Raw genomic sequence first — 21,303 nt, 5'->3', positions numbered from 1 at the left:
TCGAAAAGGACTAAAAATCCAAGCCTAAATCCACCGTCCTGACCGAATGTGTGAGGGCCCCAGACGAGATGAAATCAACTCCCGTGGCGGCAATAGAGGCGACGCGCGCATAGGTCACATTGCCGCTGGCTTCGGTTGTGAGTCTTCCATCCACAAGTTCCACCGCTTGGCGGAGCGTATCGTTGTCCATATTATCCAGCAGGACGACATTCGCGCCGCCGACGGCCAAAACCTCGGCCAGTTGATCCAGACGATCCACTTCGATTTCAACAATCGTCATATGCGAGCCGTTCGCCTTGGCCGCCGCAAGAACCGCGCCGATGCCGCCTGCGGCGGCGATGTGGTTGTCCTTAATCAAGATCGCATCCGACAGCGAATATCGGTGGTTTGAACCGCCCCCATGCAGCACCGCCAGTTTTTCAACGCTGCGCAATCCGGGGGTTGTTTTGCGGGTGCAGGTGATACGCGCGTTGGTACCTTCGGTTTGCGCGACAAACTGCGCGGTTTGGGTCGCGATTCCAGTCAAGCGCCCCGCAAAATTCAAGGCCACGCGTTCCGCCGAAAGGATCGACGCCGCAGAGCCTTCGATCTGCATCAAGGTGTCGCCCTTTTTGCAAGGATGGCCGTCGAAAAACAACGTGGTCACGCTCAGGGTGGGATCAACGAGGCGAAAGGCGAGGGCGGCGATTTGCATCCCCGAAACCACCGCATCTTCGCGGGCGTTTATGCGGGCTTTATAGGTCGTGCCATGCGGGATGACCGCGCGGGTGGTGATATCGCCATAAGCGCCCAAATCCTCAAATAATGCGTTGCGCACAAGTGGTTCTAGCAGCAGATCGGGGAGGCTTGCGTGGGAGGTCATAGTGCGTCCTTTAGAGCTTGCGCGTGGGCCAAAGTCATCATCGAGCGTTGGGCGGGGCCCGCACTCATTTGGGGAAAATCGGTGCGTTCATGCGCCCCTCGGCTTTCTTCGCGTAGAAGGGCGCTGGCGGCAATCAGGGTCGCTGTCGCGCACATGGTGAGAAATTCCACGTTGTTCTGGTTTGCGTCTTCCAAGGCGGCGATCTGGCGCAAAGCTGCGCGTAATCCATCGCCGTTTCTAAGCACTCCGACATGTTCGGTCATCGTCTGGCGTAATGTTTCGATGGCCGTGGCGGGGGGCGTATTGTTTTCCGCCCCAAAGCTCAGAGCGACTTCGGGCGCTTGGTACATAGGTGTGTTGGCGGCGATGTTCACGGCACAAATGCGCGCATAAACCAGCGCCTCAAGCAGCCCGTTTGAGGCAAGACGATTGGCACCGTGCAACCCCGTTGAGGACGCTTCGCCACAGACCCAAAGATTGCCGAGGCTTGAGCGCCCTTCCGCGTTCGTCGCGATGCCACCCATATGGTAATGCGCGGCGGCGGCAACGGGAATTGCTTCAACGCTAGGGTCGATTCCATTGCGCGCGCAGGCCGCAGTTACGGCAGGATAGAGGCTTTTTATTGTATCGCCGAGGGCGGCGCGGGTATCGAGCATGGGGCGATTGCCCGCCTGCGTCTGGGCAAAAATCTCGCGCGCCACAACATCGCGCGGGGCGAGTTCGGCGTCGGAGTGCACGCCGAGCATAAACCGCGTGCCGTGTTTGTTGATCAGGGTCGCACCTTCGCCGCGCAGGGCCTCTGTGGCTAAGGGGGCTGGATCTTCGCCGACATCCAAGGCCGTTGGGTGAAACTGCACGAATTCCGCATCCGCAATCATCGCGCCTGCTCGTGCGGCCATGCCAATGACCTGCCCGCGAATACGGTCGGGATTGGTGGTGAGCGCGTAAAGCCCGCCCGAACCGCCGCCCGCCAAAAGATAGGCCGCGCCGCGCAACATCACGGGGGCGGATCGTTCTGGGCCTGAAGCTTGGATCACAATCCCCGTAACCGCCTCGCCTTGGGTTTCAAGCGCCAAGGCCATTGTGCCTTCCAAGATTTGCACTGAGGGGGCCCTGCGTATTTGCTTGATTAAGGCGGCCATGATCGCCGCCCCCGCCTGATCTCCCTTGACGCGCACGACCCGCGCAAAACTATGCGCCGCCTCGCGCGACATGACATAACCGCCTTCGGGGGAGCGATCAAACGGGGTGCCAAGGTCGGTCAACTCAAGGATGTGGTCACGGGCATCTTGGGTTACACGATCGGCGACGGCCTCATCCACGATCCCAGCCCCTGCGCGCACGGTATCCGCCGAGTGCGACGCCGCACTATCCGCTTTTGCCATTGCTGCGGCCACGCCACCCTGTGCCCACGCAGAACTCGCGCCTTGCCCGAGGATTTCGGGCGCAATCACTAGTACCGGCCGCGGTGCAAGCTCAAGCGCCGCATAGAGCGCGCCGAGCCCTGCACCGACGATGACAATACGGTCGGTCGTGATTTCTTTCATGTCAGTTCAGAGCCCAAGCTTGCGTGAAAGATCAATCATCCGCTGCACCGAGACGCGGGCGCGGGCGGCAACATCAGGGTCAACCACGACCTGATTTTCATGCGTGTGCAGAACGTAGAGAATTTTCTCTAGGCTGATTTTCTTCATATAGGGGCACATGTTACATGGCTTGGCGAACTCAATGCTTGGCAATTCATTCGAGATATTTGACGCCATGGAGCATTCTGTCACCAGCATTGCCTTCTCGGGTTTGTTCTTATGCAACCAGTTGATGATGCCGCTGGTGGAGCCAGAAAAATCGGCTTCTGCGACAACGGCGGGCGTACATTCCGGATGCGCGATGATCTTAACCTCTGGGTCAAACTCGCGGTACGCGCGCAATTCTTCGGCGGTGTAAAGCTCGTGGACGATGCAGGACCCTTCCCAGAAGACGATCTTTTTCTTGGATTGATTGGCGACATTTTGCGCCAAAAACTGATCCGGCGTCATGATCACAATGTCGCTGTCCATGGCGTCGACGATCTGAACGGCGTTGGAGGACGTGCAGCAGATATCCGAGGCCGCCTTCACTTCCGCCGTAGTGTTGACATAGGACACAACCGGTGCGCCGGGGTATTTTGCGCGCATTGCTGCGACGCCTTCAGCAGTGATAGATTCCGCGAGGCTACACCCCGCTGCCATGTCGGGCATCAGCACCATTTTCTCGGGGCTCAGAATTTTGCTGGTTTCGGCCATGAAATGAACGCCGCCTTGGACGATGATGTCCGCGTCAACTTCGGTCGCCTTCATCGCAAGTTGCAAACTGTCGCCAACGAAATCCGAGACGCCATGGTAAATTTCGGGCGTCATGTAGTTGTGCCCGAGGATCACGGCATTTTGCTCGCGCTTAAGATCGTTGATCGCTTTGACGTAGGGCGCATAGATGGCCCAATCGGCTGGAGAAACCACCCTGTCCATTTGACTGTAAATATCCTGCATGGAGGATGCCAATTCAACATTCGGTGCAAGATCAAAGTGTTGAGACAGGGTTGTACGAAGCTGAGGTATATCGAGCATTCTAAGGATCTCTTTTCCAAGACGTGACTGCGTGCAGAGTTAACAGGTCAAATAAGGTTTTAAAAGTCGTTAGCTTTTCTTGCGAAAGGTAGAGAGGGTGATTGCCCTTGGCGCGGGCTTTTTATCATCGGGGCGCATGATGGTCAAAAGTCCGGCTCTGTCGCAAAAATAAAACAGGTTTGGCAGTTTGGCGTTCAGGTCCGCATTCGGCGAATGCATCTACCAAATATTCCGGGGCCGTCGTACTGTACGCTGTCTTCTTCTATGTGCGATATGCCGTGTCTTATTGAGACCACGAAGAGATCATGCAGGAGTGTGGCGTTGAAGTTGACCATGCAACCTTGAACAGATGAATGGTCAACTATGCGCCATTGATTTCCAGCGAGGCACAGCGCCGGAAGTCCTTCACTTTACACTCCAACTACTGTGCAATGTCTCTAACAAACTCGGTCACTGGTTCGAAAATATGGCCATCTGCCGCGCGCAATGCCGCAATGTACCTTGCGCGGTGATCGCTCTCGGCAACCAACGTTCCGCTACCTGACCAATCTAGAAAAATATCTTTATCGATCCCAGTAAGATAGACATCCGCCATGATCCTTGCCCAGCGTCCATTGCCGTTTGCGAATGGGTGGATCCATACCAGCTTATGGTGGAATCGCGCTGTGGCTTCCAAAGGTTCGTAGGTGCCGTTCTCGCGCCAATAACGGGCATCGTCTAGGCAAGTACGCATCTCCGTCGATATGTGCCAAATTGGTACACCTATGTTCTTCTCAGTCATGCGGTATGCGCCTGCCCAGTCCCAAATTTTCCCGAACAGACGTTTATGGACTTCGCGCGCAGCACCGTCTGTCAGGACGTCGAATGATTTTGGCCGCCGATCGAGCCAAGTCAGACCTTCAACGATGTTGGCACCCTCCAACTCATTGAGTTCGCCACGATTGGTGATGTGTTTGACCTTCAAACCAAGCAGTTCGTCGGGCGTCAGTGGGGTGGCACCCGATGGCTCATGTAATGTTAAGGTCACTTCCAGAAATCCCTTGGCATTTCACGCACCAGTTCAGTCGCCAACTCTTCAATCATCTCTATTTGGCTGCCTAGGCCCTCGGTTTGTTCCTCTAATGCCATGTGTGCGCGGGTGCGCTGAATGATGCGTTCTGCCTTCTTGCGGGCTTGAGTCATAAGGATCTCTTCGATGTCCCCCTCGCGCGGTACAATTGCATAGACCAGCTTACCACCCATTGCGTCAGCCATCTTTGCGAGTTGGTTCACTGAAATTGACCCAATCCGTTCCTTTTCAATCGAGCTGTAGATACTGTTGCGAGAAATACCCAGACGTTCAGCCAAGGTGGCCGCGCTCATGCCGATTGCTTCTTGGAAAGTAGCTAGCCAGCCACCAAGTGGTTTTTCAAAGGCTTGGGACGCCTCTGCTGCGAGGCGGACCCTATTTCTAGCCTGTCTTTGCTTTGTGCGTGCGACGGTCATTTGTCACCCCTTAGCTTAGCATAAAGTTACTCTTTGCCATGCTGATGTATTGCATTTTTAACATTTTTGCAATGCTAGGATACTTCAAAAACTTTAAAAAAGCCATAGTATGGTATGGCAATTGTTGCAGCATGTTAACGCCCGCTTTCCTTCAAGCGTTCCAGATGCCACAATTGGGTATGTCAAAAAAGACCCTGAACAAAACCAATCTGGAAGCACTGGGAGCCGAGCAATTGGCCGCGTTGCTTATCGAGGTGAGTACCGGCAGTGCTGAAATAAAACGCAGGCTACGCTTGGAGCTTAGCCACAACCTCGGGGCTTCCGAGTTGGCACGCGAAGTGCGCAAACGACTCGTGTCGCTGCGAAAATCGACGGGCTTTGTCAGTTGGCGAAAGCGAAAGGCCCTGATCAAGGATCTCAATACACAAGTGACAATGATTGCCGAAAAAATCGCACCAGAGGATCCGACAACCGCGTTTGACCTTTTATGGCAGTTCATTGAAATCGCCCCTTCCACCTATGAGCGTGTGGATGACAGCAGGGGCGACGTTGGCGATGTGTTTCGCTCGGCAATCGAGCAGTTTGAAGACATAGCTTCCCGTGCAATGGTTGATCCAGCAGCGCTGGCCGACCGAGTGTGGATTGCCCTACAGGACAACGGATACGGAGAATGGGACGGCATTATTCCTCTCATGTCTCCTACTCTTGGGGCCGCCGGACTTGCACGGTTGAAGGCCAATGTTCAGACCTATGCTGTGGCCCCTCTTGAGGTTGAAGAGGAAGATCACGAAGCAATCCAGTTTTTGCGCCAACTCCGCGGTGGGAGCACCTACGCAGATGAACGCAAAGCCAGTTTCGTCAAAGGCTGCTTACAAGAGATAGCCTTGGCCGCTGGCGACACGAATGCCTATATAGCGCAATATTCGGATGAGGATCTGAAGAGGAAGGATATTTCGGCGGAAGTGGCCATGCTTTTGCTCGCGGAAGACCGACCTGAAGGGGCGTTGGATCTTCTCCTTGATGCTGACCAAGACGGGCGCACTCTAGGTCGGGATGAATGGGACGCGGCCTATATCGCCTGCCTAACTGTCCTTGAGCGGATTGAAGAAGCCCAAGCGCACCGTTGGGCCTGTTTTGCGGCGACGCTAAACCAAGAGCATTTGCGCCAGTATCTGAAACTTCTGCCGGATTTCGAAGATGTTGAGGTTGAGGATGCTGCCAAGACACATGCCCTATCGTTTCCAAGCTTTTCAACGGCTCTGGAATTTTGCATCACTTGGCCCGACTTGCTGACAGCGGCCCAATTGATCGAAACCCGCGCAGATGAAATCAACGGCGATCACTACTTGCTCTTAACGCCAGCCGCCGAAGTCCTCCGAGTAAGGTATCCGCTCGCCGCGGCGCTTCTTTGGCGCGCAATGATCGACTTCACACTGGGGCAGGGGTGCTCAACACGATACGGCCATGCTGCCGATCACTTGGCGGATTGCACGTCAGTCGATGCAGAGATCGCAGATTATCGAGGGTTTTTCCCTCACGATAGATATCTCCAAACCCTTCAGACACAGCATGATCGGAAATCTTCTTTTTGGGCGAAGGTGCTCTAACCATTTGGAGAAATCAGTATTGGCGGTGATATACATTAAACCACCCCCAAATGGCTGCGCAGGTCTATTTGCAAAGGTTTCCGCAAATGGGGGGATAACAACAGGAGGGAGTAAATTTTAGAATTGATGACAATTTTCAAAAGACGCACTAGCCTCCAACCGAGACTATTTGGAGATATGTATGCGAATTTGTGGATGTGAAATATCGGCACAAGAAGTGAGGCTGGCAGTGGTCTATTATGATGAAGACGGGCAACCTGCCAAACTTCCAATTGGAACAACCCGGATTGAAATTTCAGACGATACCTCGGATGCAGAATTAAAGTTTTGTTTGGCGCAATTGCAAGCCTTTGCCGATGAGCACAAAATTGAAACCTTCATCATTAAATCTCGGGCGCGCAAAGGCAAAATGGCTGGTGGACCGGCTACCTTTAAGCTCGAGACACTTATCCAGCTCGTTGACGGCACAAAGACGAGGTTTGTGCATGCTGCCACACTTGCAGCTTTTTCCAAAAAAGAGATCCAAGGCTATCCCGATAAGCTACCTGTCTATCTCAAGAATGCATACGTTACTGGCGTGTATGGTCTCAGCAAGTTGCCCTAATTAGATCATTGCCTATGATAGCCGGGGCAGGGGGCTTGCACTTCAAATGTGCCTCCAATAGCTGGCTCAATGAACATCAGGCGGTGTGACGTTAACTCGCATACTTAATTCCCAGAGGTTTAGAGTTGCTGAGAATTGAAAATTTTTAGCTGAACTACACCCTAAAGGTGTCTGCGCGAGGCAAAGTATTTATTCACTCCGCTGTCCAATGGGAAACGTTAAAATGGGTCGATTGGTTCAATAACCGTCGCCTGCTTGAGCACATCGGATACATCCCGCCAGCAGAGCCAAAAGAGAGGTACTATGCATAAACTCACCACATTAGATATGGTCGCATAACATCAAGTAATCAGCCTCCGGATTTAGAGGGCTGTAAGTTGGGCGCTACAGCAGTAATATTTCTACATCAGAAAGAGTGAACACCATCACCTCAGAACCAATCGAACATGTCCTTTGTGACCCTGATCACTGCATCCAAGTGCGGGGCGCTCGCGTTCATAACCTTAAAAATATAGACGTTGATCTGCCACGCAACGCGTTGGTGGTATTTACTGGCCTCTCGGGGTCCGGAAAATCATCGCTCGCGTTCGGGACGCTGTTTGCGGAATCCCAGCGGCGCTATCTGGATTCGGTGTCGCCTTACGCGCGACGCCTAATTGATCAGGTCGGTGAACCGGATGTCGATTCCATCGATGGCCTGCCGCCCGCGGTCGCGCTCCAGCAGCAACGCGGTGCGCCGTCAGCGCGATCCTCGGTTGGTAGCGTGACGACCATCTCAAACGGGTTGCGCATGTTGTTTTCGCGGGCAGGGCAATATCCACGCGGCCAGCAAATTCTTTATGCCGATGCGTTTTCGCCAAATACGCCGGAGGGGGCATGCCCGCGTTGCCACGGGATAGGGCGGGTGTTTGAAGTCACGGAAAGACTGCTCGTTCCGGACGATACCAAGACCATCCGTGAGCGTGCCATCGCTGCCTGGCCGCCTGCGTGGGGCGGACAAAACCTGCGCGATATCCTTGCGTCGCTTGGCCATGACATCGATATCCCGTGGAAGGATTTGCCGCAAAAAGACCGCAACTGGATGTTGTTCACGGAAGAGACACCTACAGTGCCGGTTTATGCGGGGCTTACCCCAGCGCAAACCCGTGTGGCGCAGCAGCGTGACATGGCGCCGAGCTATATGGGGACGTTTTCCAGTGCCGAGCGCTATGTTTTACACTCATTTGCAACCACCCAAAGCCACCGCACTAAGAAACGCGTTTCGCAGTTCATGCAGATTTCTGAGTGCCCAGAGTGCAACGGCAAGAAGTTAAAGCGCGAGTCGCTTGCGGTGAAATTTGCGGACTTAGATATTGGCGAGGTGTCGCAACTTACGCTGAGCGAGCTTGCCGAAACTCTGCGCGAAACGGCCCATGCGAAACCGTGCGAGGGCGATCAGCACCCCGAAAAGATCATCGTGGCGCAGCGCATCGCCAGCGATATACTGGCCCGTGTCGATGCGCTTACGACGCTGGGCCTTGGCTACCTTTCACTTGAACGCGGCACACCGAGCCTGTCGCCCGGGGAATTACAACGTCTGCGGTTGGCGACACAGATACGATCACAGTTGTTTGGTGTGATTTATGTTCTGGACGAACCCTCTACTGGGTTGCATCCGTCCGACACGCTGGCGCTGCTGGGGGCGCTGGATGAGCTCAAGGGGTCTGGAAACTCGCTTTTCGTGGTTGAGCATGATGACAATGTTATCCGCCATGCCGACTGGATTGTGGATATCGGACCAGACGCGGGAACCCATGGCGGCGAGGTGGTATATAACGGGCCGATTGAAGGGCTGCGCGACGTTGAGGCATCGCATACGGGGCGGTATCTATTCAGCCCGGAGGTTGCGACGGGTCGCAATCCACGAGAGCCCAAGGGTTGGCTGAAGCTTGAAGGGGTCGAGCGCAACAATCTGCGTGGCCTTGATGTTGAGTTTCCGCTTGGAGTTTTAGCGACGGTCACGGGTGTATCAGGCTCGGGTAAATCCAGCCTTGTCAGTCAGGCACTGGTCGAGCTCGCCGGCGACGCCTTGGGAAAGAAGGCAGTTCTTGATGCCCCAAGCGATGAGGCCGAGTTGCTAGAGAGGGAACTTGAAACCTCAACTGGTGGGCGGATCGTTCACGGGATGCAGGGTATCCGGCGCTTGGTGACGGTCGATCAAAAACCCATCGGACGCACGCCGAGGTCCAATCTTGCGACCTATACGGGGCTGTTTGATCATGTTCGCAGGCTCTTTGCGGCCACCCCGAAAGCGAAGGCGCGCCGCTATGATGTTGGGCGCTTTTCGTTCAACGTCGCGAAGGGGCGGTGCACCAATTGCGAGGGCGCGGGATTTGTCAGCGTTGAATTACTGTTCCTTCCCAGCGTCTATGCGCCCTGTCCGGTGTGCCAGGGGCAGCGCTATAACGCCAAGACCTTGGAAATTACTTATCGCGACAAGACGATCGCGCAAGTGCTCGACCTGACTGTCGAGAAGGCGCATGATTTTTTCGCCGATGACCGAACGGTGTTGCGCGCGCTTGATGCATTGTTGCAGGTCGGCCTTGGATATCTACGACTTGGACAGCCTGCGACCGAGCTGTCGGGCGGTGAAGCGCAACGGATCAAGCTTGCGACGGAGTTGCAACGCGCCGGACGCAGTGACACGCTTTACATATTGGACGAGCCTACTACCGGCTTGCACCCGAAGGATGTCAAAATGCTGATGGTCCAATTGAACGAGCTGGTTGATGCGGGCAACTCTATCATTCTGGTGGAACACAACATGCAGGTCGCCAGAAATAGCGATTGGATCATCGACATCGGTCCGGGTGCCGGAGATGAGGGCGGAGCGATCGTCGCGCAGGGCATTCCGGCCAGCGTGGCGAAGTCAAAAGCCAGCCGAACCGCGGCCTTTTTGTTTCCGGAGCGGTAGCGTCAGATTGATAAGTTCCAGAATGGGGGGCAAACGAATTCCGGCCGCAGACCTTCGTAGCCCTTGACGTTCGGCACCGCGACGCGGATTCGCTTTTGTTTGTCATCCAGCATCAAAACCGCACAGTTCAAGAGAGCCGTCGGGATTGTCCCTATTGAACGGTTGGCGGTTCATTTTCTCTGGGTGGTCGATCTGTAGATCACCGCGATTGAAAAATGCCACATGGGTGGTTTGTTGGCCGGTCACGCCTTTGCAAACATTGCAATGACAGACGTGATTGTCGATGGGTTCGGCTGTGGATTTGATGTGGACGTGGTCGCACCCACCTGAATAGGAACTGGAGATAGTACTTCTCCTTTTGCGCATATCCTGTTGGATCGCTGTTAAAATGATAATAGATGCCTCGTGATGGCGTCCAACAATGGCAGGTTTAGATGGCCATATTGACAGTCTGAAACCCTGAATCACGGTTACAGACTGTCAAGAAATTGAACTGTTCTCGGCGTGAGTTTTTGGGCGGGTCAGATTGCAATCTGTCCTGCCGCGTAAACAATGACCGCTGTCGAAAACGCCGGAAACGAAGAAGGGTGTTCGCGCGAAAACTCTTCTTCAAGCACAACCAGCACAATACCACCGGCGAGAAACGACAACAGAAGAGTGACCAGAACCGGCGAGATGAAGGTGGTGATGCCGACAATCCACCCGGCAAGTATAGCAACAGTCAGCGCCCACCGCCCGATACGTTGATAGACTTCTTTGTGGATTTTCATCATCCGGTAATCCACGACCAAAAAATGAACAGCCATCGAAAGTGCAAAAATGACAATTGCCACGGGATCATTCATCTGGACGATGAGATATCCGATGATTGCTTTGTAAAACGCGTAAGACGCAAGATGTATCCATACCCGCAATCCAGTTGGTTTTTCCACAAGGCGTTCCATTCCATAGAACGCGACGAGACCGATCAGGAGCGGCAGAAACGGGCTGTGCTTCGGGGTTTCCGCCATAGGTCCAAGGGATTCTGGAAAGGCAATTGTCCCGTCAACGATCTTGGGCAGAGGGCCGAGAAAGACATAACTGATGGAAATGCCATCAGCGAACGACAGCCAATACTTCTGAGGCATTTGGTGCTTCCACCGCAACATATCAGCAAGCAAATGGACAAGGCTGAGAAATACAACCGACGCAAGCGAAAGCCCGATCAGGACAATGGAGTTCATTCCAAATTTCCTTTTTGGCGCGACGGTTGCGCAGTTTTGCGCCTCTCGGCGGGCCAGATCATCCGATGTTTTCTAATCAAACCGGATCCCAACGATCTCAAGATCAACGATGCCGGCGGGCTTTTGCCATTCGACTGTATCGCCAAGCCGCGCCCCCATCAGCGCAACGCCAAGCGGCGAATATGGGGCAATCAAGCCATGCGTCGGGTCTGCCTCATCCTCGCCGACAATCCGAAAGGTCTGGCGATTGTCGTCTTCGGTGATAACTTCGATCTCTGCGCCAAATGCGACGATGTCCGGGGCGTGGCGTTCGGGATCAACGAGGATCGCACGGCTGACACGCCCTTCAAGAAAGCGGATGTCACGTTGAGCAACTGCAATGGCCAACTTGCTGTCAAAGTCATCAGTTTCGCCCCGTAGCTTTGCCAGATCCGACTGACGCGCACTAAGTCGGCTGTTGAGCGCATCGAGACCTGATAGGGTCACCAAGTTTGGATGCGGGCTTTGTGGCAGATCATCCAAGCGAACATTCTCGGTGCCATCGTCTTCTTTTGTAAACGCTTTACTCATGACTATCTCTCCAATGGTTGGCGGCTGGTCGCTATGCGGCCAAGTGTTTCGCGTGGAACCGCAGATGATCTTCGATGAAGCTGGCGATGAAATAGTAGCTGTGATCATAGCCTTCGCGCCGGTTCAGCTCCAATGGATATCCGCTCACTTTCGCTGATGCTTCCAATGTTTCTGGCTTAAGCTGCTCTTCAAGGAAACCGTCAGCTTCACCCTGATCCACAAGTGCGGGAACAGCCCCTTTGGCTTTTCGCATCAGCAGGCTGGCGTCATAATCGGCCCATGCGCCAGTATCGTTGCCCAGATATGCGGCAAAGGCTTTTTGGCCCCAAGGACAGTCGACCGGGTTGCCAATCGGACTGAACGCCGAAACAGATTGAAAGGCGTCAGGGTTGCGAAGCGCCAAAACCAGCGCACCATGACCTCCCATTGAATGGCCAAAAACAGAGCGCTTATCGCTGACTGGGAAAGTGGCCTCGATCAACTGCGGCAGTTCATTCAACACATAGTCGTACATATGGTAGTGACGGTTCCAAGGGGCCTGCGTCGCGTTGACATAAAATCCGGCACCCTGTCCCAGATCATAGCCTTCGTCATCAGCGACACCCACGCCGCGCGGGCTGGTATCGGGGGCGACAATAGCAACGCCAAGCTTTGCTGCGATACGCTGCGCATTGGCCTTTTGCATAAAATTCTCGTCCGTACAGGTCAGCCCGGACAGCCAATAAAGCACCGGCACCTTCTGCCCGTTGGCCGTCTGAGGCGGTAGATAGATTGCAAACCGCATGTCGCAGTTCAGCGTGGTTGAACGGTGCGTGTAATGTTTGGTCCAGCCGCAGAAGCTTTTGTAAACACTCGTGATTTCTAGTGACATGCTGCACCCTTTGCTTGGATATGGGCCGCGCCATATTGGGCGCGACCGACTTATTGGTTTATTTGTCGAAGTGGATGACGGTTCGGATGCTTTTGCCTTCGTGCATCAACTCGAACGCAGTGTTGATGTCCTCAAGACCCATGGTGTGGGTGATGAAATCATTTAGTTTGAATTCACCCTGCATGTAGCGCTCGACGTAATCAGGTAACTCGGAACGACCCTTGACGCCACCAAACGCAGACCCGCGCCAGACACGGCCAGTGACCAGTTGGAAGGGGCGGGTGGAGATTTCCTGACCAGCACCGGCGACACCGATGACGACGGATTCACCCCAGCCCTTGTGGCAGCATTCCAGTGCCGAACGCATGACGTTAACGTTGCCAATACACTCGAACGAATAGTCAACGCCGCCATCGGTCATCTCGACGATCACGTCTTGGATCGGCTTGTCGTGGTCTTTCGGATTGATAAAATCCGTCGCGCCCAGTTTGCGAGCCAAATCAAATTTGCTCTCGTTGATGTCGATCACGATGATCCGGCTGGCCTTGGCCATTGCCGCACCAATCACAGCCGACAGACCAATGCCGCCCATGCCAAAGATCGCGACGGTCGCGCCTTCTTCGACCTTGGCGGTGTTCATCACAGCTCCCATGCCCGTGGTGACACCGCAACCCAGTAAGCAAACTTCTTCCAATGGCGCCTCGGGGTTCACTTTAGCCAGCGAGATTTCCGGCAACACGGTGTATTCCGAGAAAGTCGAGCAGCCCATGTAGTGCAGGATCGGTTTGCCGTCTTTGTAAAAACGGCTGGTGCCATCGGGCATCAAACCGCGCCCTTGGGTTTCGCGGATTTTCTGGCACAGGTTGGTTTTGCCGGATTTGCAGAATTTGCACTCGCCACATTCGGGTGTGTAAAGCGGGATCACGTGATCACCAACGGCCACGCTGGTCACGCCTTCGCCAATGGATTCAACGATCCCGCCGCCTTCGTGGCCCAAAATGACTGGGAACAGGCCTTCGGGATCATCGCCTGACAGGGTGAAAGCATCGGTGTGACAGACGCCGGAAGCGACAATACGGACGCGGACCTCACCGGCCTGCGGCGGCATCACGTCGATCTCTTCAATAGAGAGCGGCTGGTTAACGGCCCAGGCAACGGCGGCCTTGGATTTAATTATATTGGTCATCTCAACTCACTTTTTTCTGGTGCGGCGGTTTGTGATTGATGTTTTACACTATTTCCGTCAAAGGATAATTGGGCGTTTATGCAAATGACTGTTACTGTACTGTAATAGTGAAAATCACTTGGATCGGCGGTAGAGGAAACAATGTTGGCAATTTGGGAAGGCATTTCAGAATTCGTCGCAGTCGCTGAAGCCGAGAGCTTTACCGCCGCCGCCAACCGCTTGGGGATTTCCACGGCGCAGGTCAGCCGTCAAATTGGGGCACTCGAAGCACGGCTGGCCGTCAAACTGTTTTATCGCACCACGCGCAAGGTTTCGATCACCGATACAGGGCAAATCTATTACAATCATTGCCGACAGGTTCTGGATGGGCTGGCAGATGCTGACCGTGCCATCACCGATCTGCACCAGACCCCCAAGGGCAGGCTTAACCTGACCGCGCCCGTGACCTACGGCGAATCCAGAATTGCGCCGCTGATCAACGACTTTGTCGCCCGCTTTCCGGAACTCGAGGTTAATCTGGAGCTGACCAACCAGAGGCTTGATCTGGTGTCGGAAAGCTTCGATCTGGCGATCCGATTGGGCGAGCTTAAAGACAGCACTATGATGGCCAAACGGCTCGCGTCGCGCGCCCATTTCGTCTGTGCCTCGCCGGATTATCTGGCTGTGAATGGTGTGCCGCATACGCTGTCCGAACTTGACCAGCACAATTGTCTGCAAGGAACGCTGGGCTATTGGCGGTTTCAGGAAAAGGGCAAGTCACGCCATATCCGCGTCAAAGGAAATTTGCGTTGCAACAGCGGATGGTCTTTGGTCGATGCCGCTCGAAAAAGCGTCGGGATCATCCAACTGCCTGATTATTACGTCGAAGCGGAGTTGCAGGCCGGCCGGTTGGTGCCCATGCTCGACACTTATCGTGCGCCGGATGATGGAATATGGGCAATCTATCCGCAAAACCGGCATCTGTCGCCGAAAGTGCGATTGCTGTTAGATCATCTGGGTGAAAGGTTGGCTCAAACTTGAACGTTTCGAATTTACACTTGAGAAGGACAGCCAGATGATCGTCAGAGAGTCTCCGTCTTCGTTTAAGCTGTTCTTCGTCATGCAAGGATCGGTGGTGCCGAAGATTATCGACAAGATATTGGGCATAGCCCTGCTGTCTGTGATCGTTTTGGCATTGGATCAATACGTCATCCCGTTGCCGCACATCTCGATAGCCGCGATGGGTATATTTGGCGTCGCACTGTCGCTGTTCCTCGGATTTCGTAACAACGCCGCCTATGATCGTTGGTGGGAAGCCCGCAAGCTGTGGGGTGGAATGATTGCTGATGTGCGCAATCTGGGGCGGCACATGTGCGTTTTTGTCGGCAAGGGGGAAGATCGAGAGCATATCCTATCTTGCGCAGTTGCTTTCGCGCATTTGCACCGCGGCTTTTTGCGCAGTGTGGATGTGAAGTCCGACATCGTCGGCTGGATAGGCGAAGAAAAAACCACCGCGATGACGGCTCACAAGAACCCTGCAGATGCAGCTTTGCGGTCTATTGCTGACAAAATCGGCCTGCTGATGCGTAAAGACGCAATCAGTGGATTTGGGCAAATGACGATCTCGCAAACGCTGTCGTCGATGGCATTGGCGCAGGCCGGATGTGAACGGATATTCACGACGCCACTACCCTTCGTCTATTCCCTGTTGGTGCGGCGAACGACCTATCTATACTGCTGGCTGCTGCCCTTCGCGCTGATTGAGGCAACCGGCTGGTTCGCACCTGTCTTCGCCGCAATTGTGGCCTATGCGTTCTTTGGACTTCAGGCTGTAACGAACGAGTTGGAACTGCCATTCCGCAACGTTCAGAACGGCCTGCCATTGGATGCGATGTGTCGCACGATTGAAATATCGGTATCTGAAGCGTTGGAAAGGTCGCCGCCGGTCGCCCTGTCTGCGACGAACCATGTGCTGAGTTAAATTACTGTAAGAGCTGTCTTTCAAAAGAACGACACTTGTTGGCGTGTTCAATTCCCGTCTGAGCCCAATAATCCATTTTTCTGCAATGCAGCCAAGGTCTGCTTTCACAGAAGAGGCCGAAACCTTGAACAACTGCTTTAGGTTTGAATGGGGTTTGCCGCAGCGGATATCCACGCAGGAGCACAAAAGTAAGACCTGGGTTGAAGCCAATGGATCCATTCTCAAGATCACAGATTATGTTGAATCCACGATGTCCGCGGATGGGTCACTCTTACGCGGCGATCTAAGGATATGATTGCAAGCATTCAGCCGGATGGTGTCATGGCCAAGGACAGGGGTCTGATTGATTAAGGGAAACTTTCGTCTCCAATAAAGGCCCAGATTAACGCGCTTATGTCGAATCTGACTTCCGTGATCATGGTGATTGTTGGCCTAGGGGCCTTTGACCGCCGAATGAGCATCTGGAGAAAAGCGGCCATCGATTAGCTTCACTGCTAACGGCAGGTTTGATCCCGTCACACCGGAATTTTGCAACGCAGCGAATAACGAGGGAGGTCAAGTTCTTCAATAGTTGAGCGGGTATTAAAAGGGTCGACGATGTTGGAAAACTTCCCGACCTCTAAGAACTTGATACGCGGCGGATTGTCTGCCGCCGCATATCAGTTTCGATCAGGCCAAAACGTCCTGCTCAAGTTGCCGTGTCTCATACTCTGCAGTTCGCTGCGCTGATGGTTGCGCTTCGCACCGTTCGATCCATGCCTTGATGGCCGGGTGGTCGGGGGCTGAGGCGGGAAACCATGTGAACGGCGAGACCATCAGCAAGTCAGCCGCCGTAAATTTATCGCCCATAAGGAAAGGCGATTGCTCAAGGGCCTTGACCAATCGACTTGTCATCTCCGGTACACCCCGAAAGGTGACATCTAGTATCGGGTGCGACACCTCCGCAGCCGCGATCACGATGACCGGCTCGACAACGTTGCCATACCAAGCAAGCCAACTCAGATACCGCCCACGTTGCGGATCACCGGCGACAGGCCCCATTCCTGCATCTGGAAAAAGGTCGGTCAGGTAGAGGATGATCGCATTCGATTCCCATATTTCAATACCGTCATGAACCAGTAACGGCACCTTGCCTTCGGGATGCGGGTTTTTCGGATCGTGTCCGCCCGATCCATCCTGACGCGCGACACCGACGACACGGATTTCGACCTGTGTCCAGATGTCTAGTTCGTCGATCAGGCGGATGATGCGTGAAGACCGCGAGTGGGGCGCATGATATAGGGTGAGCACAGTGTTGTTTTCCATGTTTGGTTTCGATCTGGTGTCGGTTATAGAGGGGGTCTACTGTCAGTTTCCGTCAGGATGTTATGAGCCGCCCCGAACGCCTTTTTCGCTTGATGAACGCCTTGCGGGTGTTGCCCAAGCCCGTGACCGCTGCTCGGCTCGCCATCGAGACCGAAGTGTCGGAACGCACGCTTTATCGCGATATTGCAAGCCTGCGGGCGAGTGGCGCCTTGATCGACGGGGCGGCAGGGGTTGGCTACACCCTAACCGAAGATCCCGCTCTGCCGCCCCAGACCTTTGACCGGATTGAGATGGAAGCCCTGGTTGTCGGCCTGAGCGATGTGCGCCAGCGTGGTGATGCACAATTGGCCAAGGCGGCCGAGTCCGCGCTCGCAAAGATCGCAGCGACCCTGCCGGAACGGCTGCAGCGCCAAATTCTTCATGCAACGCATATGGTCTATCGTTATCAAGTCCCCCCAAACGTAGCGCCGGATATTTCCCAGATCCGGACTGCCAGCTGGGAAGAAACCGCAATCGACCTTCGATATCGAGATGTGGATGGAGCGCTCACCGATCGGCGCGTCTATCCGCTCGCGATTGTGTACCTCGACAGAGGCCCAGGACTTCTCGCTTGGTGTTGCCTCCGGAAGGACTTTAGGAAGTTCCTCATGTCGAGAATGGAATCGGCAGAACCAGCCGACGAGAGCTTTCGGCCAAACCGTGTCAGGCTGCTGCGCGACTATATTTCACAGATGTCTGAAGAAAGCTTAAACCAGATGTCGGTCCCGAAACAGGGCGGCCAAATAAACGACGTTTGGTGAGGAGATTTGTCACGGCGTTGGCGACCGCTCCATTGGACACATAAATCCCGGCGCAGAGTCGGCGGCTTTGATGATTGGCGTTTGGTCAGAGGTGATGACCAGCGTCGTTCTGTAAAACTAATTGAAGATAGGTTGTTCCCAAACCGATTCCTCTCGATAGACAAAAGGTGTGCGCTACATGACTTGCGGCAATTGAGTTAGGGAGAATTTGGGGTTGCACTTTTTGGCTATTTCGATAACCAGTAATTTAATTCTCAGGGCGGGGTGAAATTCCCCACCGGCGGTAAGCGAACACGTTCGCAAGCCCGCGAGCGCCTTATATTCTTGTGTAAGGGTCCAGCAGATTGGGTGTGATTCCCGAGCCGACGGTCATAGTCCGGATGAAAGAGAGTGTGTTTTCCGCCTGTGCCCTTTGCGCAGCGCGCATTGCATGTGATCGCCTTGGCCAATAGTTTGCTAAAGGAAAGACATATGCAACAAGCCCAATACGCCTTCATAAAAGCCAATTGGCATTCCGATATTGTTGATCAGGCGCTGGTCGGGTTTTGCGAAGTCATTGACAGCCATGACATAGACGTTTTTGATGTGCCTGGCGCGTTTGAAATGCCGTTGATGGCGCGGGAGTTGGCACGCACAGGTCGGTATAGCGCAATCGTGTGCGCAGCGCTGGTCGTCGATGGCGGGATATATCGCCACGAGTTTGTGGCGCAGGCTGTTGTTACGGGCCTAATGCAGGCTGGACTTGAGACTGGTGTGCCAATTTTGTCAGTATCCTTGACGCCGCACCACTTTCAAGAAACCACCCACCACATGAGCATTTTCGCCGACCACTTCGTGCAAAAGGGTCGTGAGGCCGCAAATGCCGCGCTGATGATTGGACGTACTCGTGCCGTTGTTTTAGACACGGAAAGCACGAACAGCCTTGATCGCGTAGGATAACATACCATGCCCATTCAGGGTCTGTCGGGTCATTAGGCTCAGGTCTCATAACCAAAATAGGACTGTAGGAGCGAGTGCGATTGCGGAGATGAATACGTTAGGGCATCGATCATATCGTGTTGAAACGCGCCGCCAGTCTTTCAGCTTTCCAAACATATGTTCGATCCTGTTGCGCCTTTTATACCGGCGCTTGTCATGCTTGATGACCTTTTTACGGGACTTTCTGCCCGGGATGCAGGGCTGTGTTCCCTTTTTCATCAAGGCATTCCGAAACCAATCAGCATCATAGCCACGATCTGCCAGCAGCCAATCTGCAGCGGGAAGATCACCCAATAAGGCGGGCCAGTATAATCGCTGGACCATTGCCCGGCAGGCGATGCTTGCATCGCTGAGAGGGTTAACCTGCGGTTATAATGAAATGAATTGGGCGACCTTTGGTGTCAGGGATTGCATGCAATTTGGTGTTCATTCCACCTTTTGTGAGCCCGATTAGGCGAGCAGACCCCCTGTTTTCAACCGTAGGCTTGAAGCCGTACGGTGAGCCTTGAGGTCGGTCGCATCAATTGAGATTGGCGTGCTGTCAGGTGCCTCAGAAGCTAAACCAGCCATAATGTTGGTGAAAACACCCATAGAGCATAGTGTCTTTTTAAGTTTGGCCGATTTAATGCGGCCAAACCATAAACTAACTAACGCACGCACATTTTGAAATTTCTAATCTTTGAATGCCTTTGCGATCAAACCGAACCCACCTGTAACGCGCATAACAACCCAATAGGCCGTTTCTGAAATCATCCCGGAAACCGTGACTGACATTTGGGGAAATTGGTTTTGCATTTGCTTGCTCCTGTTTTGATTCGACTTTACATTTCTGAATCAGATGTAGACTCCACTGGGCGTATCGTACAAATGATATAATCCATTAGAACAAGTTAGATTTACTTATCTATAATGTAGTCAGAGGCCACGATGCGCAAACTTCCGCCCTTAAAATCACTGCAAGCCTTTGAAGCAGCGGCCAGATGGAAGAGCTTTGCTAAGGCTGCAGATGAGCTGTTTGTAACCCCCGCCGCCATCAGCCAACAGATTAAGCAGTTGGAAAATTATCTCGGAGTTGAGCTGTTTCGGCGGATGACGAGAGCCGTCCAACTCACACCAGAGGCAAGAACCGTATTGCCACTGGTGACGGAGGGCTTTGACAATCTTGCGGAGGCCGTTGAACGTTTGGCGCGCGATGAGGAAGCCGGCCTTCTTACGATCAGCAGCGTGCCGACATTTGCGAGCAAGTGGTTGCTAAACCGACTGCCAGATTTTTCGCGCAAATATCCCGACATCGACGTCAGGCTGGACGCGTCGTTGGACTTTAAGGACTTTGACCTTGATGGCATCGACGTCAGCATTCGTTTGGGCATGGGCGGCTATAAAGGACTGCACGTCACCCAACTGCTGAATGAAGAAGTGAGTCCGGTTTGCAGTCCCAACCTTTTGAACGGCCCCATTCCCCTTTGTACACCCGAGGATCTGGTGGGGCACCGCTTAATTCATGTCGACTGGGGCAAGATGAAGACGGGTGTTCCAGACTGGCAAATGTGGACAAAAGCGGCGGGTGTGGAAGGTATTAAAACCGGACAAGGCCCAAGGTTCACGGTTGAAGGAATGGCAATCGAAGCGGCGATCAGTGGTGCTGGGGTTGCCCTCGTTAGCCATTCGTCGATCACGGACGACTTGAAATCTGGCCGATTGGTCAAGCCCTTCGATCTCGATTTGAAAACAGATTTGGCCTATTGGCTGGTTTGCCCTCACAGCCACATGCGTCGGGCGAAGGTTAGAGCTTTCTATGATTGGCTGACCGCAGAAGCGGAAAAGAACAAACTGGTCAAGCCGTGAACTGCGCGTCGCACGTTTTCGGTGTCAAAAAGGCAGGAGCAGATATTAACAAAGTTGGGCGGATGGCTGATACCCTCATGAGGTGAGACCAAAGTGTGCTGCAACGGCGCGAGATTTTCTAAAGCGCGTGGGGCCTTTAAAAACCGCCTTGAAGGCTTAAAGCGGCGATTGGTCTCAAACCGATTATGGTCGGAAATAAATGGGCCTTTGACAATTTTGTCTTGTCACGCTTACGTTCCTGTCTCTCAACTCATTTAGGCAGCCTTTCGTTCAAAGGCCAAGGGGCTTTTGCCACCTAACGAAGAATGACACCGTCGTGGATTATAGAACCCATTGATATACCAAAAGATGACCCTTCAGCCTTGCGTCTGGTTTCCTAGCGTTTGCACCAGATCAGCTCTGCCTTGAGCGATTTATAGTTAGGATGGATCGACTTCTGAGAGAGGCGATT

The 21,303-nt window shown here is 53.8% G+C and carries 19 protein-coding genes, 3 pseudogenes and 1 riboswitch; of the genes and pseudogenes, 9 read left to right on the top strand and 13 right to left on the bottom strand.

Annotated features, from left to right (window positions below):
• Positions 1–10 precede the first annotated feature (10 nt).
• The 3 genes from nadC to nadA are packed head-to-tail and all read right to left on the bottom strand — an operon-like array spanning position 11 to position 3,465.
• Positions 11–862, bottom strand: coding sequence for a carboxylating nicotinate-nucleotide diphosphorylase (nadC, locus tag AB9F26_RS18810; protein WP_369768720.1), 852 nt, complete (start codon positions 860–862; stop codon positions 11–13).
• The gene (locus tag AB9F26_RS18805) at positions 859–2,409 is read right to left on the bottom strand and encodes an L-aspartate oxidase (RefSeq protein ID WP_369768719.1); all 1,551 of its coding nucleotides are present in this window, start codon (positions 2,407–2,409) and stop codon (positions 859–861) included. The genes nadC and AB9F26_RS18805 overlap by 4 nt, the downstream gene beginning before the upstream one ends.
• Positions 2,410–2,415: 6 nt before the next feature.
• Positions 2,416–3,465 (bottom strand): quinolinate synthase NadA, encoded by a 1,050-nt coding sequence (gene nadA, locus AB9F26_RS18800; RefSeq protein ID WP_369768718.1) that lies wholly within the window; start codon positions 3,463–3,465, stop codon positions 2,416–2,418.
• Positions 3,466–3,644: 179 nt separating this feature from the next.
• Here nadA and AB9F26_RS18795 point away from each other — a divergent pair.
• A pseudogene (locus AB9F26_RS18795) lies at positions 3,645–3,884 on the top strand (hypothetical protein); the annotation flags it as partial.
• 2 nt (positions 3,885–3,886) lie between these two features.
• Here AB9F26_RS18795 and AB9F26_RS18790 read toward each other — a convergent pair.
• Together AB9F26_RS18790 and AB9F26_RS18785 are read right to left on the bottom strand one after the other, a co-directional pair.
• A complete protein-coding gene (locus AB9F26_RS18790; RefSeq protein ID WP_369768717.1) occupies positions 3,887–4,492 on the bottom strand; it encodes a mobile mystery protein B in 606 nt (201 codons plus the stop codon).
• Entirely contained in the window at positions 4,489–4,950 is a 462-nt protein-coding gene (locus tag AB9F26_RS18785; RefSeq protein WP_369768716.1) for a helix-turn-helix domain-containing protein, read from the bottom strand. Before AB9F26_RS18785 ends, AB9F26_RS18790 begins: the two co-directional genes overlap by 4 nt.
• Before the next feature lie 164 nt (positions 4,951–5,114).
• On the opposite strand from AB9F26_RS18785, the gene AB9F26_RS18780 reads away from it, so the two are divergent.
• The 3 genes from AB9F26_RS18780 to AB9F26_RS18770 all read left to right on the top strand — a co-directional run bounded on the left by AB9F26_RS18780 (position 5,115) and on the right by AB9F26_RS18770 (position 10,114).
• Positions 5,115–6,557, top strand: coding sequence for a DUF6880 family protein (locus AB9F26_RS18780; RefSeq protein ID WP_369768715.1), 1,443 nt, complete (start codon positions 5,115–5,117; stop codon positions 6,555–6,557).
• 181 nt (positions 6,558–6,738) lie between these two features.
• A complete protein-coding gene (locus AB9F26_RS18775) occupies positions 6,739–7,161 on the top strand; it encodes a DUF3010 family protein (RefSeq protein ID WP_369768714.1) in 423 nt (140 codons plus the stop codon).
• 415 nt (positions 7,162–7,576) lie between these two features.
• The gene (locus AB9F26_RS18770; protein ID WP_369768713.1) at positions 7,577–10,114 is read left to right on the top strand and encodes an excinuclease ABC subunit A; all 2,538 of its coding nucleotides are present in this window, start codon (positions 7,577–7,579) and stop codon (positions 10,112–10,114) included.
• A gap of 521 nt (positions 10,115–10,635) precedes the next feature.
• Here AB9F26_RS18770 and AB9F26_RS18765 read toward each other — a convergent pair.
• From AB9F26_RS18765 to AB9F26_RS18750, 4 genes are all read right to left on the bottom strand, one after another.
• Entirely contained in the window at positions 10,636–11,337 is a 702-nt protein-coding gene (locus AB9F26_RS18765) for a hypothetical protein (protein WP_369768712.1), read from the bottom strand.
• Positions 11,338–11,409: 72 nt separating this feature from the next.
• On the bottom strand, positions 11,410–11,907 hold the full coding sequence (locus AB9F26_RS18760; protein WP_335585154.1) for a GreA/GreB family elongation factor: 498 nt from the start codon (positions 11,905–11,907) through the stop codon (positions 11,410–11,412).
• A 31-nt stretch (positions 11,908–11,938) separates the two neighbouring features.
• Positions 11,939–12,778, bottom strand: coding sequence for an S-formylglutathione hydrolase (fghA, locus tag AB9F26_RS18755; protein ID WP_369768711.1), 840 nt, complete (start codon positions 12,776–12,778; stop codon positions 11,939–11,941).
• A 58-nt stretch (positions 12,779–12,836) separates the two neighbouring features.
• Complete coding sequence (locus tag AB9F26_RS18750; protein ID WP_369758015.1) at positions 12,837–13,955, bottom strand: S-(hydroxymethyl)glutathione dehydrogenase/class III alcohol dehydrogenase; 1,119 nt, start codon at positions 13,953–13,955, stop codon at positions 12,837–12,839.
• A gap of 150 nt (positions 13,956–14,105) precedes the next feature.
• On the opposite strand from AB9F26_RS18750, the gene AB9F26_RS18745 reads away from it, so the two are divergent.
• Together AB9F26_RS18745 and AB9F26_RS18740 are read left to right on the top strand one after the other, a co-directional pair.
• Positions 14,106–14,984: a LysR substrate-binding domain-containing protein gene (locus AB9F26_RS18745; RefSeq protein WP_335585152.1), complete on the top strand. Its 879-nt coding sequence runs from the start codon at positions 14,106–14,108 to the stop codon at positions 14,982–14,984.
• 34 nt (positions 14,985–15,018) lie between these two features.
• The gene (locus tag AB9F26_RS18740; protein ID WP_335585151.1) at positions 15,019–15,924 is read left to right on the top strand and encodes a bestrophin family ion channel; all 906 of its coding nucleotides are present in this window, start codon (positions 15,019–15,021) and stop codon (positions 15,922–15,924) included.
• Positions 15,925–16,593: 669 nt separating this feature from the next.
• On the opposite strand, the gene AB9F26_RS18735 is transcribed toward AB9F26_RS18740, so the two are convergent.
• Positions 16,594–17,229 carry a glutathione S-transferase family protein gene (locus tag AB9F26_RS18735; RefSeq protein WP_369768710.1) on the bottom strand — a complete coding sequence of 212 codons (636 nt, stop codon included), beginning with the start codon at positions 17,227–17,229 and terminating at the stop codon, positions 16,594–16,596.
• Between the two features lie 62 nt (positions 17,230–17,291).
• Between AB9F26_RS18735 and AB9F26_RS18730 the strand changes: the two genes are divergently transcribed.
• Together AB9F26_RS18730 and AB9F26_RS18725 are read left to right on the top strand one after the other, a co-directional pair.
• Positions 17,292–18,029, top strand: a complete 738-nt coding sequence (locus AB9F26_RS18730; RefSeq protein ID WP_369768709.1) for a helix-turn-helix transcriptional regulator — start codon at positions 17,292–17,294, stop codon at positions 18,027–18,029.
• Positions 18,030–18,275: 246 nt separating this feature from the next.
• Positions 18,276–18,425: riboswitch (FMN riboswitch) on the top strand.
• 75 nt (positions 18,426–18,500) lie between these two features.
• On the top strand, positions 18,501–18,968 hold the full coding sequence (locus AB9F26_RS18725) for a 6,7-dimethyl-8-ribityllumazine synthase (RefSeq protein WP_335585148.1): 468 nt from the start codon (positions 18,501–18,503) through the stop codon (positions 18,966–18,968).
• Positions 18,969–19,013: 45 nt separating this feature from the next.
• Here AB9F26_RS18725 and AB9F26_RS18720 read toward each other — a convergent pair.
• Together AB9F26_RS18720 and AB9F26_RS18715 are read right to left on the bottom strand one after the other, a co-directional pair.
• Positions 19,014–19,595 (bottom strand): annotated as a pseudogene (locus AB9F26_RS18720) (IS5 family transposase); the annotation flags it as partial.
• An 84-nt stretch (positions 19,596–19,679) separates the two neighbouring features.
• On the bottom strand, positions 19,680–19,802 hold the full coding sequence (locus AB9F26_RS18715) for a hypothetical protein (protein ID WP_369758165.1): 123 nt from the start codon (positions 19,800–19,802) through the stop codon (positions 19,680–19,682).
• A gap of 132 nt (positions 19,803–19,934) precedes the next feature.
• On the opposite strand from AB9F26_RS18715, the gene gcvA reads away from it, so the two are divergent.
• On the top strand, positions 19,935–20,852 hold the full coding sequence (gcvA, locus tag AB9F26_RS18710; RefSeq protein ID WP_369758166.1) for a transcriptional regulator GcvA: 918 nt from the start codon (positions 19,935–19,937) through the stop codon (positions 20,850–20,852).
• Between the two features lie 254 nt (positions 20,853–21,106).
• On the opposite strand, the pseudogene AB9F26_RS18705 reads toward gcvA, so the two are convergent.
• Positions 21,107–21,267: pseudogene (locus AB9F26_RS18705) on the bottom strand (IS3 family transposase); the annotation flags it as partial.
• Positions 21,268–21,303 lie beyond the last annotated feature (36 nt).

The organism is Falsihalocynthiibacter sp. BN13B15 (genome assembly GCF_041205415.1).
In the GTDB taxonomy this organism is placed as follows: domain Bacteria; phylum Pseudomonadota; class Alphaproteobacteria; order Rhodobacterales; family Rhodobacteraceae; genus Falsihalocynthiibacter; species Falsihalocynthiibacter arcticus.
The sequence above is the reverse complement of the archived record's forward strand: the minus strand, read 5'-3'. Positions and strand labels throughout refer to the sequence as shown.

Coding starts and splice junctions, on each gene's coding strand:
- nadC (WP_369768720.1), bottom strand. CDS start 862: ATGACCTCCCACGCAAGCCTCCCCGATCTGCTGCTAGAACCACTTGTG.
- AB9F26_RS18805 (WP_369768719.1), bottom strand. CDS start 2,409: ATGAAAGAAATCACGACCGACCGTATTGTCATCGTCGGTGCAGGGCTC.
- nadA (WP_369768718.1), bottom strand. CDS start 3,465: ATGCTCGATATACCTCAGCTTCGTACAACCCTGTCTCAACACTTTGAT.
- AB9F26_RS18785 (WP_369768716.1), bottom strand. CDS start 4,950: ATGACCGTCGCACGCACAAAGCAAAGACAGGCTAGAAATAGGGTCCGC.
- AB9F26_RS18780 (WP_369768715.1), top strand. CDS start 5,115: ATGCCACAATTGGGTATGTCAAAAAAGACCCTGAACAAAACCAATCTG.
- AB9F26_RS18775 (WP_369768714.1), top strand. CDS start 6,739: ATGCGAATTTGTGGATGTGAAATATCGGCACAAGAAGTGAGGCTGGCA.
- AB9F26_RS18765 (WP_369768712.1), bottom strand. CDS start 11,337: ATGAACTCCATTGTCCTGATCGGGCTTTCGCTTGCGTCGGTTGTATTT.
- AB9F26_RS18760 (WP_335585154.1), bottom strand. CDS start 11,907: ATGAGTAAAGCGTTTACAAAAGAAGACGATGGCACCGAGAATGTTCGC.
- fghA (WP_369768711.1), bottom strand. CDS start 12,778: ATGTCACTAGAAATCACGAGTGTTTACAAAAGCTTCTGCGGCTGGACC.
- AB9F26_RS18745 (WP_335585152.1), top strand. CDS start 14,106: ATGTTGGCAATTTGGGAAGGCATTTCAGAATTCGTCGCAGTCGCTGAA.
- AB9F26_RS18740 (WP_335585151.1), top strand. CDS start 15,019: ATGATCGTCAGAGAGTCTCCGTCTTCGTTTAAGCTGTTCTTCGTCATG.
- AB9F26_RS18735 (WP_369768710.1), bottom strand. CDS start 17,229: ATGGAAAACAACACTGTGCTCACCCTATATCATGCGCCCCACTCGCGG.
- AB9F26_RS18730 (WP_369768709.1), top strand. CDS start 17,292: ATGAGCCGCCCCGAACGCCTTTTTCGCTTGATGAACGCCTTGCGGGTG.
- AB9F26_RS18725 (WP_335585148.1), top strand. CDS start 18,501: ATGCAACAAGCCCAATACGCCTTCATAAAAGCCAATTGGCATTCCGAT.
- AB9F26_RS18715 (WP_369758165.1), bottom strand. CDS start 19,802: ATGCAAAACCAATTTCCCCAAATGTCAGTCACGGTTTCCGGGATGATT.
- gcvA (WP_369758166.1), top strand. CDS start 19,935: ATGCGCAAACTTCCGCCCTTAAAATCACTGCAAGCCTTTGAAGCAGCG.